Source organism: Actinocrinis sp., assembly GCF_035653575.1.
GTDB lineage: Bacteria > Actinomycetota > Actinomycetes > Streptomycetales > Catenulisporaceae > Actinocrinis.
This window is the reverse complement of sequence record NZ_DASRBQ010000075.1, coordinates 1-12,734: the sequence shown is the minus strand read 5'-3', so window position 1 is coordinate 12,734 and position 12,734 is coordinate 1. Positions and strand designations below refer to the sequence as shown.

The window sequence follows — 12,734 nt, the reverse complement described above, 5'->3', positions numbered from 1 at the left end:
CGGCAGCATGGCGGTCGGCTCGGACACGGGCGGGGCTCCGATCACAGGAGGTTGGGCAGAAGGCGGGCGATCTGGTCGGCGACGGCGAGACCGAGTGCGGCCAGCGTCGGCAGGCCGACCAGCCAGGCCTGGCGCACGCCCCAGCGCAGCCGCGCCCAGGTGAGTCCGATCGCGGCGAGCACGAGGGCCTGCGCCCAGAGCACCAGCGGCATCCAGGCAGCCGGCTCGCCGGCCAGCGCGTCCTCGTTCGGCGGGTTGGCGTCGAACAAGCGCGCCGGCGTGGGCTGCACCTTGGAGATGAGTTCGGCGTCGACCCGCAGGATGTCGGACGGCACGAAGGCGTTCCCGTCGGCGGTCATCAACGTCAACCGGCCCTGATTCGCGGCCGGCGTCGGCGGAAGCGGGTCGTCCGCGTGCCTGACGTCGAGCACGCGGTAGGTGCTGACGCCTTGGCCGGTCGTCACGGTGAAGGTGTCCTTCGGCCGCAGCTGATCCAGGTAGTGGAAGGGGCCGCCGAACAGCAGCCGCCGGGCCATGATGACGCTGATGCCGGCCTGGCCGGGCAGTACCGTGCCGGGCAGATGTCCAGGTCCTGACATGAGTGTCGCGGAGGAGGTGCCCTCGGCGACCACCTGGCGCAGGCCGAGTTCGGGGATGTCCAGCAGCGCCACCGGCGTGCCGATGCCCACCACGTGTCCGTTCACGTCGAGCGGCCCGACCGGCGCGCTGGCGTTGGCCAGTGCGTAGCGGAACGCCGCGTACTGCACCTGCTGGTCGCGGCTGTGCCGCAGCGAGCCGATCACCCAGACGTCCGCGACGAAACCGAGCAGCAGCGCGCCGAGGACGGTCAGAGCCGCGCCGAGCATCCACACGCTCGCGTGGCTCTGCGTGTCAGGTTCGGCTTCGGGCGGTTGCTCGGCGGCGGGCGCGCCGGGTTCGGGCTCCGGCGCGGCCGCTTCGGCGGACTCAAGGGTGAGCGACACGGATCAGCCTCCTGCCTTGATGCGGGTGGCCGCGCTCTTGGACACAGAGTTCTTCATTGCCGCGCTCTTCGTCGCCGTGCTCTTCGCGGGCGCGTTCTTGGGCGGCGCGATCGGAGTGCGGCGTCGGCGCCGGTACTCGAAGCCGAGGCCGCCGAGCAGCAGAATCAACACGAACTGCGGCCACGGGATGCTCGCCGCGGACCCGGTCGCCGAGACGCTGGAGGCCTTGGGGTCGAGGTCACCGGGCAGCGCGGAGGGGTCGATGGTCACCCGGCCGGTGGTCACGAATGAGGGCAACACGCCCGAGACGCTCGTGCTCAGCGTGATCTGCTGACCAGGAAGCAGTTCCTTGATATCGCCGATCTTTACGGCCTGGCGCGCACCGCCGATGAATCCGCTGACTCGCACGTTCTGCGCGCCGGCAAGCCGGACGTTGCCGGTGTTACGCACCGTGTAGGTGACCGTCGCGCTTCCCGCGCCGAACGGGTTCCACGAGTTGTGATACGTGGTGCTGACGCTTGTGAGCGCGAGCGAGGCGGTCAGCTTCCCGGGGACGCGGATGTAAATACGGGTGCCGACACGCTCCTCGACGTTGACCCGGTTTCCCTTCGCGTCTGTGGTGATCCGGGTCAAGCCAGCGACGATGCCGCCCGCGTGGTCGCCCGGCGACGCGTTGACCGGAACGAGGATCTTGACGGGCACGATGATCTGCGAGCGCGGCGGCACGGTGATGAAGTTGCCGCCGAGTCGTACCCAGGCGCCTGTGTCGGTCGGCGTGACTGCGGCGGCCTGGATGTCGAAGCCTCCGTCGGAGGTGTTGAACGCGTCGGCGGCGTAGACGTGGAGCTGCAGCGCCGCGGTGCCGAAGTTCTGGATCGCTACGTGGTCGGTGATCTGCGCCCCGGGCGTCGCCGAGTAGGTGAGCCGGGCGCGGCTGTCCGGCTTGTCGCCGGTCGCCGGCTGGATGCCGAAGGTGGCGCTGGTCGAGCCGGCGCTCGCGGAGTTCGGGCCGGTGTCCGCGGACGCGGACAGCACGGGCGTGAGCGAGAGTAAAGCAGTGGCGGCCAGGAACGCGGCGAGCCTGCCGAAGCGGCGGGAGAGGCGCGGCCGCGTCGTCCTGGTCCTGTTCCTCGTGGGGATCACAGCGTCCTCCGGTCGGGCTGAAACGGTCCTGGCTGAGGGGTCTGGCGTTGGTGCGGGACAATGGGGGCGGGGGTAGCCGGGCAATTGCGCTGCCCGGCTGCCCCCTTGCGATCCGCGCGGTCACGGGGTCAGCGTCAGGCTCACACCGCGGGATCGCCGTCTGTCCTGCGCGATCGATCTCAGCGTGCTGCTGCTCAGATCGCCGTCAGGGTGAGGGTGGCGGTGTAGGTACCGGCCACGGTCGTGGTCGGCACGTTGAGCGTCAGGGACGCCGACAGGTGCGTGGTGCCGAGGCCGGTGCCGGTCGCCAGGGTGCGCGACTGCTTGAGGCCCGCGGTGCCGTTGTCGCCGGAGGCCACGCCGTTGGCCGCGGGCACCGCGGCGCCCAGCGTGACGGTCTGCGCGGTCGAGTTGTCCACGACCGTCGGGGTCCAGCCCAGGTTCTCGCCGTTGATGGCGTGGCTCTGGCCGTCCGAGAAGTCGTTGATCTGGCCGCTGACCGTCCAGCCCGGGTTGCCCGCGCGGCTGTCGGTCACCGTCACCGGCTTGAGCGTGCCGCTGGTGGTGAACAGGTCGCCCGCGCTGTCCAGGGTCGGCGAGGGTAGCGTCACCTGGTTGTCCGGCACGCTGATCACCAGCGAGCCGGGCACCACGGTGGTGGTGATCGTCTCGGTGGCGGAGGAGCCGGAGAACGCGGTGATCGAGTACGGGACCGCGGCCGACGTGGAGCCGACGTAAGCGGTCGAGTTCGTCGGGACGAACGTCGCGGTGAACGAGTGCGCCCCCACGGCCAGCGAGCTGCTGCTGAATGTGGCGCTGCCGCCGGAGACCGCGACCGGCGAGCCGAGAGCCGTTCCGTTGTCGCTGAACTGCACGGCGCCCGCGGCCGCGGCCGGGGAGACCGTCGCGGTCAGGGACACGGTCGAGAACTGCGCGGCGGTGTTCGCCGGGCTGACCGCGAGCGCGGTGGTGGTCGGCGTGGCCGCCGCCGGGTTGACCGTGTAGGCCAGCGCGGAGGAGGTCGAGGCCGAGAAACCGTTGCCGCTCGGGGTGAAGGCCGCGGTGATCGAGTGCGCGCCGGCCGCCAGGGAGCCGGTGGTGAAGGTGGCCGTGCCGTTCGAGACCGCGACCGCCGCGCCGAGCGCGGCGCCGCCGTCGGCGAACTGGACGGAGCCCGCGGCGTTGGCCGGGGAGACCGTGGCGGTGAAGGTGACGGAGGTGCCCGCGGTCACCGGGCTGGCCGGGTTCGCCGCGACCGTCGTGGTGGTCGGGGTGGCGGCGTTCGGGTCGGTGTTCTGCCAGTGCGTGTTGTCGGTGAACCAGATCGACCCGGTGAAGTCGCCGAAGTCGGTGGTGCCGAACGCGCCGCGGCACATCAGGTCGAAGTCGTAGCGGCCGGACAGCGTGGTGACGCCGTTGTCGTTGGCGTACTGGCGCATGGTCTCGGTCAGCGGCACGACCAGGCCGCCGCTGGAGTTGGTCTGGTAGATCGACTGGGAGGTGTTGGCCACCGCGTTCACGCCGGCGGCCGGGAAGCCGGCGCCGGTCAGCGAGACGGACAGGTTGGTGCCGCCGGGGCAGGCCGCCGAGGTGCTGACGCTGAACGGCGTGGTGTCCAGGCCGTTGGCCACGGAGGTGGTCAGGCTGCCTACGGTCGCGGCGTTCGCGGACCCGGCGGCCAGCACGCTGACCGTGCCGGCGACGACGAGGGTCGCCAGTCCGGCCGCGGCCGAGCGCAGTAGTCTGTGCTCGAACACAGTGCTGCTCTCCTTACGAAGGGGGCGAAGAGGCGTCACGGGGTGTGCTGCGACGTGCTGCCGCAGTTCGGGTTGGTGGAGAAGCCGTACTGGTTGATGACCGCGGTCTGCTGGCAGATCGCGGAGTTCGGGCCGACGAACACGGTGCTGTACGGCGCGTTGCCGATCTGCGAGGTCGGGACCACGTTGTACACGCTGCGGGAGACCTCGAAGTTCTGGTTGATCACCTGCGGCGTGAAGCCGTCGATGACCCCGAGGACCGCCTTGCCGCGCAGGTCGGGGATGGTGTTCTCGCTCTGCGCGATGTACTGCGAGATGGAGAACGGCGCGATCGAGTTGTCGTCGAGGACCCGGCCGTCGTGCTCTTCGATCGGCTGGCCGTTCTTGTGGTCGATGATGCACGGGTACTTACCGGCGACCACGTCGGAGTCCAGGATGTTCATGGTGCTCTCCCAGAACGAGCGGGTGCCCGAGCCGGCCTGGGGGAGGATCACCGTGATCGCGTAGTTCGGGCCGGTGCCCACGAAGTTCGGGTCGCAGTGGTAGATCGCCTGGACCTGGGTGAGCGTCAGCGTCTTGGGGATGTTGCTGTTCGCGGTCACCGCGAAGCTCACCGCGTCGGTCGCGAACGGGATATAGGTCAGACCGGGGGTCGCGGCCGCCAGGTTCAGGCTGGAGGAGCGCGAGAACTGAAGGCAGCCGTCGTTCGCCTGCAGCGAGTTGAGCAGCGCGGTGCGGCCGGCGCCCGAGCCGTTGGGCCGGGCGATCGCGGAACACGCGGTGGTCGACTTGGTCGCGATGGTGGCCGAGCCGGTCGCGTCATAGGAACCGATCAGCTTGTTGCCACTGCTGTCGGTGATGACGTTGGCCAGGCCGTTCATCACGCCCTGGGTGGTGTCGGAGCCGACGCCGGCCAGCTGGCGGAACTGCGGCGGGCCGCTCGGGTCCGCCTGCGCCGGGCCGGCCGCGGCCACGCCGCCGACGAGCGCGAGGCCCGCCGCCGCGGCGAGTGCCCGCTTCCAACTCTTCACTGTGTGGTTTCCCTTCGTGGAGGGCACGCCGGGCGGGCGCCCGGCGTGGGCATGGGGGTTGGTTCGCCGCGACGGCGCCACGGATGCGGCCGGGCGCCGTCGCGGCCGATCACCTGCGCAACAAGGTGGATAGGCGGTTGGAGCGGGACAGCACGGTCAGGCCGGGGCCAGCGGCCGCGGCGATCCCGCCGAACAGCAGCGCGAACAGCAGCACGTAGCGGACGCCGCCGAGCGGGCGGGCCGCGGTCAGGGCCCTGGTTCCGGAGCCCGTGGCGGTCGGGAGTGGTGACGCGGTGAAGATGCGGGCCGAGGGGGCGGGCGAGGCGGACAGCTGCGCGGTCGGGCCGAGGCCGCTGCCGGTGCCCGATCCGGAGCCGCCGCCCGAGCCGCCGACGCTCACCGTCACGGTCTCGCCGCCGGCGACCGGGCTCGGCGAGGCCGAGGGCGAGTGTTCGGCCACCGCGAGGATGCTGTCGGCCGCTGCCAGGGTCTGCTGCTGCATTGCCTGCGGCAGCGGGACGTAGCCCAGCGGCAGCTGTCCCGGCTCGTTGCCGGTCGCCTGGCCCGGGCCGGCGGCGTAGCGCAGCAGCGCGGCGTAGTCCTTCGCCTCGGCGACCGACAGCTCGCTCGGCACCGTGGCCGCGTAGGTGAGGGTGGTGATCGGATAAGCACCCTGCTTCAGGCCGCTGGGGACGGGCACGACCACGCCGTCCACGCCGCTTGGCGCCATCGACGCCGCGCCGGCCAGCAGGCTGCTGTTGTTCGGCGCCACGCAGTCGTTCCCCGTGTCATCGCAGAGGCTTGCCATGGGCAGGCCGTCGCGGGTCGCGGTGGCGACGTCGGCCAGGGCAAGCACCGCGCGCTGGCCCTCAGGTTGCGCCGGGGTCGGACCCCAGGTGGCCGGATTGCCGCCGAAGTTCCAGGTGGTGCGCAGCAGCAGATCGCCGCGGCCGGCCGCCCGGGCGCCCGCGTGCATGGTGCTGGCGTAGGGGAACCAGTCGAGGGTGCACAGCGGGGTCTGCGGCGCCGGGAAGTCCTGGCAGGCCGGGTCGTCCTTGGGGTAGTCGTCGCGGGGCAGCTGGAGGTTCGCGTAGTTGGGGTTGACCTTCATTCCCCAGGGGTCCGGTTTCCCATCGAGGAACGCGCGTGCGCCCGTGTCGGCGTTGACCCACGCCCACAGCTCGTCGGTGGCGTCGGACGGGGAGAGCGGCACCAGCATGCTCGCGATGCCCGAGCTGAAGGTCAACGCCTTGAAATCGGGGTTGAGCGCGAGGAAGTCGGGGTCGGTGGTCAGGTCCGCCGGGTTGCCGTTCACGTCGGTCGCGCCGGGCACTACGCCGTCCCGGTAAGACTGGGTCAGCAGTTTGGCGACGAGTCGGGGGCTGAGGTTGAGGCTGGTGATCCGGGTGCCGTTGCGCTGTTGCACGCTGCTGGGCGCACTGAACGAGGACTGACTCTCCACGTTGAACGCGATGGCGAGCCCGGAAAGGGCGACCGGCGCGTACAGCGGCTTCTTGTCAGGGGACGTACTTCCGGCGGGCAGCGGCCGGGAGAGGAACGCCAGTCCCGGGTCCGATGCCGTCAGCTGCTGGCGTATCAGGTCGTCGGTCAGCTGGGAGTAGCCGTATACGGCGGTGGTGTGCTGGCACAGCGCGGGCTGCCATTGCGTCATCGCCTCGGTGATCTGCTCGTCGCCCGAGGTGGCCCGCTCGGCGGCGCCGATCGAGCAGGAACTGCCGACCGGCTGGTAGCTGAGCGGGACCACGATGCGCTGGTTCCAGTTGCTCATGCTCAGCGGCGAGGAGAGCAGCCCGGTCTGCGTGGTCACCCCGCGCCGGGTGGTGCCGTCCACCTCCTGGTTGTCCCGGGGCACGATGACCAGCCAGCACCCGCGCGGCACGTTCTGCCCGGCCTTGTTCCGCTCCGGCGCGCCGCAGCCGAGACCGGGGGCCTGGGTGACCGTCTGGGTCTCGAAGTAGCTCTGCCCGGTGCCGTCCGAGGTGGTCAGCGCGAACGGGATCTCGTTGCTTGAGCTCTGGTCGTAGAAGGGATTCGGGCCGTCGGTGACCGTGGTGCCGGTGACCGAATCGAAGGGCACGTTGAGGCTGCCCTGCTGGCCCGCCGGCAGCTTGATCGGTTCGAGTGGATCGAGCAGGGAGGAACCGTAGGTGACCTGCCGGGAGGCGACGTAGGCGCCGCCGCGCGAATCGCCCGCGTACGCGCCGTACTCGCACTGGGTGCGGTCCGGGCCGGCCGGATCGTCGCCCCAGCACTCCATCATCTGCAGGTAGTTGACGCCGAACACCTGGCCGCCCTGGAAGGTGGGCGTCCCACCACTCCAGGTCACGTTGACGACCTGGTCGATGAGGTTCTTGGTCTGACTGACCGTCACCTTGAGTTTGGCGAAACGACCGGTGCCGGAGACGGTGACCGCCGAGCCGGAGTCGCGGGCACTGACATGGCCGGACGTTGAAGCCACACCGAGCGCGGGGGCGGCGAATCCGAGGACGGATACGGCCACCGCGAACAGGCCCGCGAACAGTCGCAGCCGCGCGACCCGATTCAGCCTGCGGCCAGTCACGACTGTTTCCGCCGATTCAGGTAGCGGCTCAGCAGCGGCGGGCCGATCGTGGCGGCCAGCAGCAGCGCGGCGGCCAGGCCCATGAGTGCGTGCTCGAATCCGCTGTCGATGCCGTCGCCGACCAGGACGCTTTGCGCTACCGCGGCGCCGTTGCCGGTGGTCCCGTTCCCGGTACCGGAACCGCCGCCATAGGGCAGGCCGGTGTCGGGGTTGATCCCCGTGGCTCCCGCACCCGATCCGGTTCCCCCGGCCGCGCCGGTGCCAGTACCCGTGCCGGTTCCGGTCCCTGCGCCGCCCGTGGCCGATCCGCCGGTGCCGCCCGAGCCGCCGGTCCCCCCGGTGCCCGAACCCGATCCGCCGGTGCCGCCTGAGCCACCGCCGGAGCCGTCTCCCGAGCCGCACTGGATCGGCCCCTGCTTGTCGCAGGGCTGCGGCATCGGCGCGTTCGTGGCCAGCGTGTTGGTGCCGTTGGTGGAGAAGGTCGGGTTGTTGCAGTTCGCGACGTTGATGCTCTGCACGTTGACGCCCGGAATGCGGCGCACCTGGTTGAATCCCGCTTGCACCAGGTTGATCGGAAGCGGCGAGTAGCCGAGCCTGTCAGCGTCCTGCTGCCCTTGGCACAGGAAGTAGTACGCGAACGCGCCGAGCGTTCGGCCCTTGTCCGTCGTGAACGGGGCCTCGGTCGAGGTCGGCAGGATCATGTAGCTGTAGCTGGAGAGCGGATACGTGCGCGGGTCAGAGTCCGTGTAGACGTTGCCCAGGTTCTGCGTCAGGTCCGGATTGATCTGCGCTTTGAGCAGCGCCACGGCGACGTCCGACGCAGTGGGCGAGGTGTAGTACCCGGAGGAGTTGAGCATCTTCGCGACGGGGAAGTTCGCGTTGCGTGCGTAGGAGTACTCGACGTACGTGATCGCGCCTTCACTCGTGGGCTGCGCCACGTATCCGGCCACTCCGGTCGACAATGACTTGACGATGAAGTCACTGCCTGAGGCCACCGGATAGAACGACGTGGTGCCGCACGGGTTGCTGTTGCGACCGGCCTTCGCGCAGTAGGCGTTCCAGATCGACGGATACTGCCTGGCCATCCACGTGGTCAGCTGCGCTGTCGTACCGGAGCCGTCGCCGCGCACGACCGGCACGATCTGACGCGGCGGCAACGAGATCTGCGGGTTGTCCGCTCGGATCTCAGGGTCGTTCCACATGGTCACGTTGCCGGTGAAGATGTCCGCGATCGTCTTTCCGGACAGGCGCAGGTTCGTGATCCGCTGCCCGCCGACATCCAGGTGGTACATGAACGAGGTACCGCCGGCCACGATCGGCATGTAGGCGTAGGGGCGGGAGGGTGGCGGCTCGGTCACGCCGTTGTCGGTCACGCCGTAGGGGATCTCGGAGACCGCGAAGTCGACCGTGTGGTTCTTGAACTGGTTGCGGCCGTCGGAGGAACCGGTGCCCGCGTAGTTGATCTGCATGCCGTACTGCTGCACGTTGCTGGACCAGTCGATGATGGCGTTCTCGCTCCAGGTCGAGCCCGCGCCGGACACCGGCACGTATCCGGCCGCCCGCGCCGGTCCAGCGGTGCCCGCGAGGCTCGCGAGAACGGCGGACAACGCGAACGCGAGAGCGGTGATCCTGTGGATGATCGGAACGCCGATCAGACTCCTGCGACTGACGCGGCTGGCGCGGCTCACGGAAGGCTCCCGTTCTGTGCGGTACGGGCGAGGATGCGGTCAAGGTCGCGGATGGAAGCACTGGCGCGGGCGCGCCGTTGGCGACCGGTCAGGTGGCCGGGTCCGTGTCCACCGATGATCCGCGCGGTGATGAAGAGCACGAGCACGACCAGGATCAGCACCGCCGCGGCGCCGTACGCGCGCTGGATCTGCAGCGGCTCGCCCGAGGTGACCAGCTTGAAGACGGCCAGTGGGAGCGAGGTCTGCGGCCCCTGCACCGGATTGCCGTTGGTGTAGGTGTTGTAGCCCGCGGTCAGCAGCACCGGCGAGGTCTCGCCGAGCCCGCGCGCGCTGCCGAGGATCACCGCGGTGGCCAGGCCGGAGCGCGCCGTCGGCAGGGTCACCGTCCAGACGGTGCGCCACTGCCCGGCGCCGAGCGCGTATGAGGCTTCTTTCAACGAGCCCGGCACCAGGCGCAGCACCACGTCGGCGGCCCGGATGATGATGGGCAACATCATGACGCTGATAGCGAGGCCGGCGGCCAGGCCGCCCTTCTGGATCTGCAGATGCACCGGGCCGATCTGCACGCCGATGATCAGCGCGGCGTAGACGAAGAGCCCTGCGACGACGGACGGCAGCGCGGTCGCCGCGTCCGCGATGGTGCGCACGAAGCGGGCGAAGCGGCCTGGCAGCTCGTTCAGGAAGACCGCGCACAGCAGGCCGAGCGGCACGGTGATCGCCAGTGCGATGGTGATCTGCTCGAAGGTGCCGATCATCGCGTGCCGCACGCCGCCGATGGTCAGCGGTTGCAGCGGTCCGGCGGCGCGCAGGTCCTGGGTCCAGAAGTTCAGGTGGCGCAGCGCCTGCGGTCCTTGGGAGAACACGTACACGATCACGTCGCCGAGCGCCAGGAGCAGCAGCAACGCGATGCTGTGCACGACCGCGGAGGCGAGCCGGTCGCGCACCGCGGGCCAGCTCTCCTCGAGTGCGACGAGGAAGGTGTAGAAGACCAGGAACGCCGCGTATCCGACCACGAAGAAGCCGATCAGCCCGTCGAACGGGGCCAGTTGCGTGAACAGCAGCAGCGTGAAGCTGAGCGCGCCGGCCAGGGCGCCGAGCAGCGCCAGCAGGTCGTCGCGGCGGAACCCGCCGGTCCGGCGGCGGCGCTCCGGGCGGTCCGGCTCGCCGGGTTCCGCCACGACCGTGGTCCCGGCGGGCGGCGTCGCAGGTCCCGGCTGCGACTGCGGCTCCGGTTGCGGCTGCGGCGGTGTGGTCTCGGTGTACAGATCCATCTCAGGCCTCGCTCACGGCGCCGGAACGGCTACGCGCGACGATGGCGGACGCGGCGAAGTTGACGATCAGCGTCAGCAGGAACAGCGCGAGCCCCGCGGCCATCAGCCCGGCCATGTCGAAGGCCGTCGCGGCGCCGTAGTGGTTGGCGATCAGCGCGGACACCGACCCTGTTCCGGCCTGCAGGATGTGCGGCTGGATGGTGAAGCCGAGCGAGATGACGATGTAGACGGCGATGGTCTCGCCGAGCGCCCGGCCCAGCCCGAGCATCGTGCCGCCGATGATCCCGCCGCGCCCGAACGGCAGCACGACGGTGCGGATCATCCCCCACCGGGTCGCGCCGAGCGCGTACGCGCCCTCCCGCTCGCCGAGCGGCGCCTGAGAGAACGCCTCGCGCATCACCGAGCAGGCGATCGGGGTGACCATGAGCGCGACCGTCAGGCCCGCGATGAAGGTGGAACCGCTGTAGACGTTCAGATTGATCAGCGGGTTGTGCGGATCGGCGCCGTCCACCTTGAAGATCGGGATCCAGCCGAGGTAGGTGGAGATGAACCTGGCCACGCCGATCACGTGCTGCTGGAGGAAGAGGAAGCCCCACAGCCCGTAGACCACGCTCGGGATCGCGGCCATCAGGTCGACCAGCGAGACCAGCGTGCGCTTGAGGAAGGCGGGCGCGTACTCGGAGATGTACAGCGCGGTGCCCAGCGCGAGCGGCAGCGCGAAGAAGATCGCGGTCAGGCCGATCAGCACCGAGCCGGTCAGCACCCCGGCGATGCCGAAGTCGTGCGAGTCCGGCTCCCACTGCTGCACCGTCAGGAACCTGATGCCGTCGACGCGCAGCGCCTGCCAGCCGCGCAGCACCAGGAACCCGCCGACCAGCGCCATCATCCCCAACACGAGGCCGCCGCTGCCGCGGGCCAGCCCGCGAAAGGCCCGGTCCTGCGTGCCGCGCCGGGCCGTGAGCGGCCGCGGGACGTCCGTCTCCCCCGGCGCGATCCGCGGTTGCGGGGAGTAGGCCGGCGCTGTCATCGCCGCTCCAGCACACAGGGTTCGGTCATGATCCGGGCGGCTGGCACGGCGGCGACGAAGTGGCTCAGGTTGTAGGTGCACTCGCGGTGCCGGTGGTACGGCCGGCTCGCCACTGCGACCGGCTTGCCGCCGACCGTCAGCTGCCAGCTCCACACTCCGCCAGGCGCCGCGACCGCCGTGATCGCCGAGGCGACCGCGCCGATGTCACGCCGCAGCACGTGCACGGCTTCGAGGCATGAATCCCAGCCGGGGTACCAGATCGGGCTGCGACCCAGTTCCCGGTTGTTCGCGCCGAGCAATCGCCATGTGACAAGGTCCGCACGCGTACCCGCACCGTCCGCCACGCGCACGGACTCCCGCGCAGGCGAACAAATGAATAGAAAGCGCGGTCCAGCCACGACTCGCCCTCCCCTCCCCACGGCGCCAGCCCGGCAAGCACCTGCGCGGTGAGCCTCGATCACCCAAAGGACTGCACGGATGTTCACGTCCTCAGCCGCGCGCCCCCACCGAGTCGAACAGTCTCGGTGGGCGGCGACTTGGCTCACACGGCGCCGTGAACGCCGGACACCGGAAAGGTAAACGCGATATTCCGGAGCGGGCAGCACAGTGGCCGACTGGAATATCTGGGCGGACCGAACGATTGACCAGGGTAATACTCGTACTCAGAATTCTGATTCAGGCGCGGTGGCCGCCGGCCCGGCAGGCGATATGGCGGCGCGGTGTCGGGAAACCAAACGATGAGGAACCCTTGTGCAAATGCCGGTCGACATGCACGCTGGAATTCGGCTGATTGGAGCGCGATCCGCGGGAGGGGACCATGGCTGACGGATCGGACCACGAACAGCACGCCATCGAGCAGGTGATCGCCCGGCTGCTGGACACGTACGCCGCGCGGGCCTCCGAAGCGCAAATCGGCGGCATCGTGCATCGCATTCACCAGGAATTCGACGAGAGCCGGATCCGCGATTTCATTCCACTGCTCGTAGAAAACGCGGCGCGGCAGGAATTGGCCGCGCTGCCGGCACACGCGCCGGGCGCGGCGACGGCCCCCGCGTAGATGGCTCCGGGGCCGATGGCTCCGGTCCGATAACCCCGGGGCCGATGACCCCGGTCCGATAACCCAGCTTCAATGACCCCGGCCGCCATGTCACTGGCGGCAATGTCACTGACCGCAATGTCACTGACCGGCCGCTGACCGCCGGCGCGGCAGCGGTCAGGCCACCGGCTGCCCGGTGATGGCGCGGGAGATGACC

Annotated in this window: 10 protein-coding genes; 1 reads left to right on the top strand and 9 read right to left on the bottom strand. The window is 70.0% G+C overall.

The genetic code is table 11. From position 1 onward, the window contains the following. Positions 1 to 41 precede the first annotated feature (41 nt). From VFA06_RS10750 to VFA06_RS10710, 9 genes are all read right to left on the bottom strand, one after another. Positions 42 to 983 (bottom strand): class E sortase, encoded by a 942-nt coding sequence (locus VFA06_RS10750; protein ID WP_324840333.1) that lies wholly within the window; start codon positions 981 to 983, stop codon positions 42 to 44. A 3-nt stretch (positions 984 to 986) separates the two neighbouring features. Further along, a complete protein-coding gene (locus VFA06_RS10745) occupies positions 987 to 2,126 on the bottom strand; it encodes a hypothetical protein (protein WP_324840332.1) in 1,140 nt (379 codons plus the stop codon). A 194-nt stretch (positions 2,127 to 2,320) separates the two neighbouring features. Continuing rightward, positions 2,321 to 3,883: an Ig-like domain-containing protein gene (locus VFA06_RS10740; protein ID WP_324840331.1), complete on the bottom strand. Its 1,563-nt coding sequence runs from the start codon at positions 3,881 to 3,883 to the stop codon at positions 2,321 to 2,323. 35 nt (positions 3,884 to 3,918) lie between these two features. Continuing rightward, positions 3,919 to 4,914 carry a substrate-binding domain-containing protein gene (locus tag VFA06_RS10735; protein WP_324840330.1) on the bottom strand — a complete coding sequence of 332 codons (996 nt, stop codon included), beginning with the start codon at positions 4,912 to 4,914 and terminating at the stop codon, positions 3,919 to 3,921. Between the two features lie 109 nt (positions 4,915 to 5,023). Then, positions 5,024 to 7,495 carry a hypothetical protein gene (locus VFA06_RS10730; RefSeq protein ID WP_324840329.1) on the bottom strand — a complete coding sequence of 824 codons (2,472 nt, stop codon included), beginning with the start codon at positions 7,493 to 7,495 and terminating at the stop codon, positions 5,024 to 5,026. Then, a complete protein-coding gene (locus tag VFA06_RS10725) occupies positions 7,492 to 9,183 on the bottom strand; it encodes a phosphate ABC transporter substrate-binding protein PstS (RefSeq protein ID WP_324840328.1) in 1,692 nt (563 codons plus the stop codon). Before VFA06_RS10725 ends, VFA06_RS10730 begins: the two co-directional genes overlap by 4 nt. Continuing rightward, a complete protein-coding gene (gene pstA / locus VFA06_RS10720) occupies positions 9,180 to 10,454 on the bottom strand; it encodes a phosphate ABC transporter permease PstA (RefSeq protein ID WP_324840327.1) in 1,275 nt (424 codons plus the stop codon). Before pstA ends, VFA06_RS10725 begins: the two co-directional genes overlap by 4 nt. Position 10,455: 1 nt before the next feature. Further along, the gene (gene pstC / locus VFA06_RS10715) at positions 10,456 to 11,481 is read right to left on the bottom strand and encodes a phosphate ABC transporter permease subunit PstC (RefSeq protein ID WP_324840326.1); all 1,026 of its coding nucleotides are present in this window, start codon (positions 11,479 to 11,481) and stop codon (positions 10,456 to 10,458) included. Then, entirely contained in the window at positions 11,478 to 11,825 is a 348-nt protein-coding gene (locus VFA06_RS10710) for a hypothetical protein (protein WP_324840325.1), read from the bottom strand. The genes pstC and VFA06_RS10710 overlap by 4 nt, the downstream gene beginning before the upstream one ends. 473 nt (positions 11,826 to 12,298) lie before the next feature. Between VFA06_RS10710 and VFA06_RS10705 the strand changes: the two genes are divergently transcribed. Then, on the top strand, positions 12,299 to 12,538 hold the full coding sequence (locus tag VFA06_RS10705) for a three-helix bundle dimerization domain-containing protein (RefSeq protein WP_324840324.1): 240 nt from the start codon (positions 12,299 to 12,301) through the stop codon (positions 12,536 to 12,538). Positions 12,539 to 12,734: the final 196 nt, after the last annotated feature.

Excerpts from the sequence above, each read along its gene's own strand:
- VFA06_RS10705 (WP_324840324.1), top strand. The coding sequence starts at position 12,299 with ATGGCTGACGGATCGGACCACGAACAGCACGCCATCGAGCAGGTGATC.
- pstA (WP_324840327.1), bottom strand. The coding sequence starts at position 10,454 with ATGGATCTGTACACCGAGACCACACCGCCGCAGCCGCAACCGGAGCCG.
- pstC (WP_324840326.1), bottom strand. The coding sequence starts at position 11,481 with ATGACAGCGCCGGCCTACTCCCCGCAACCGCGGATCGCGCCGGGGGAG.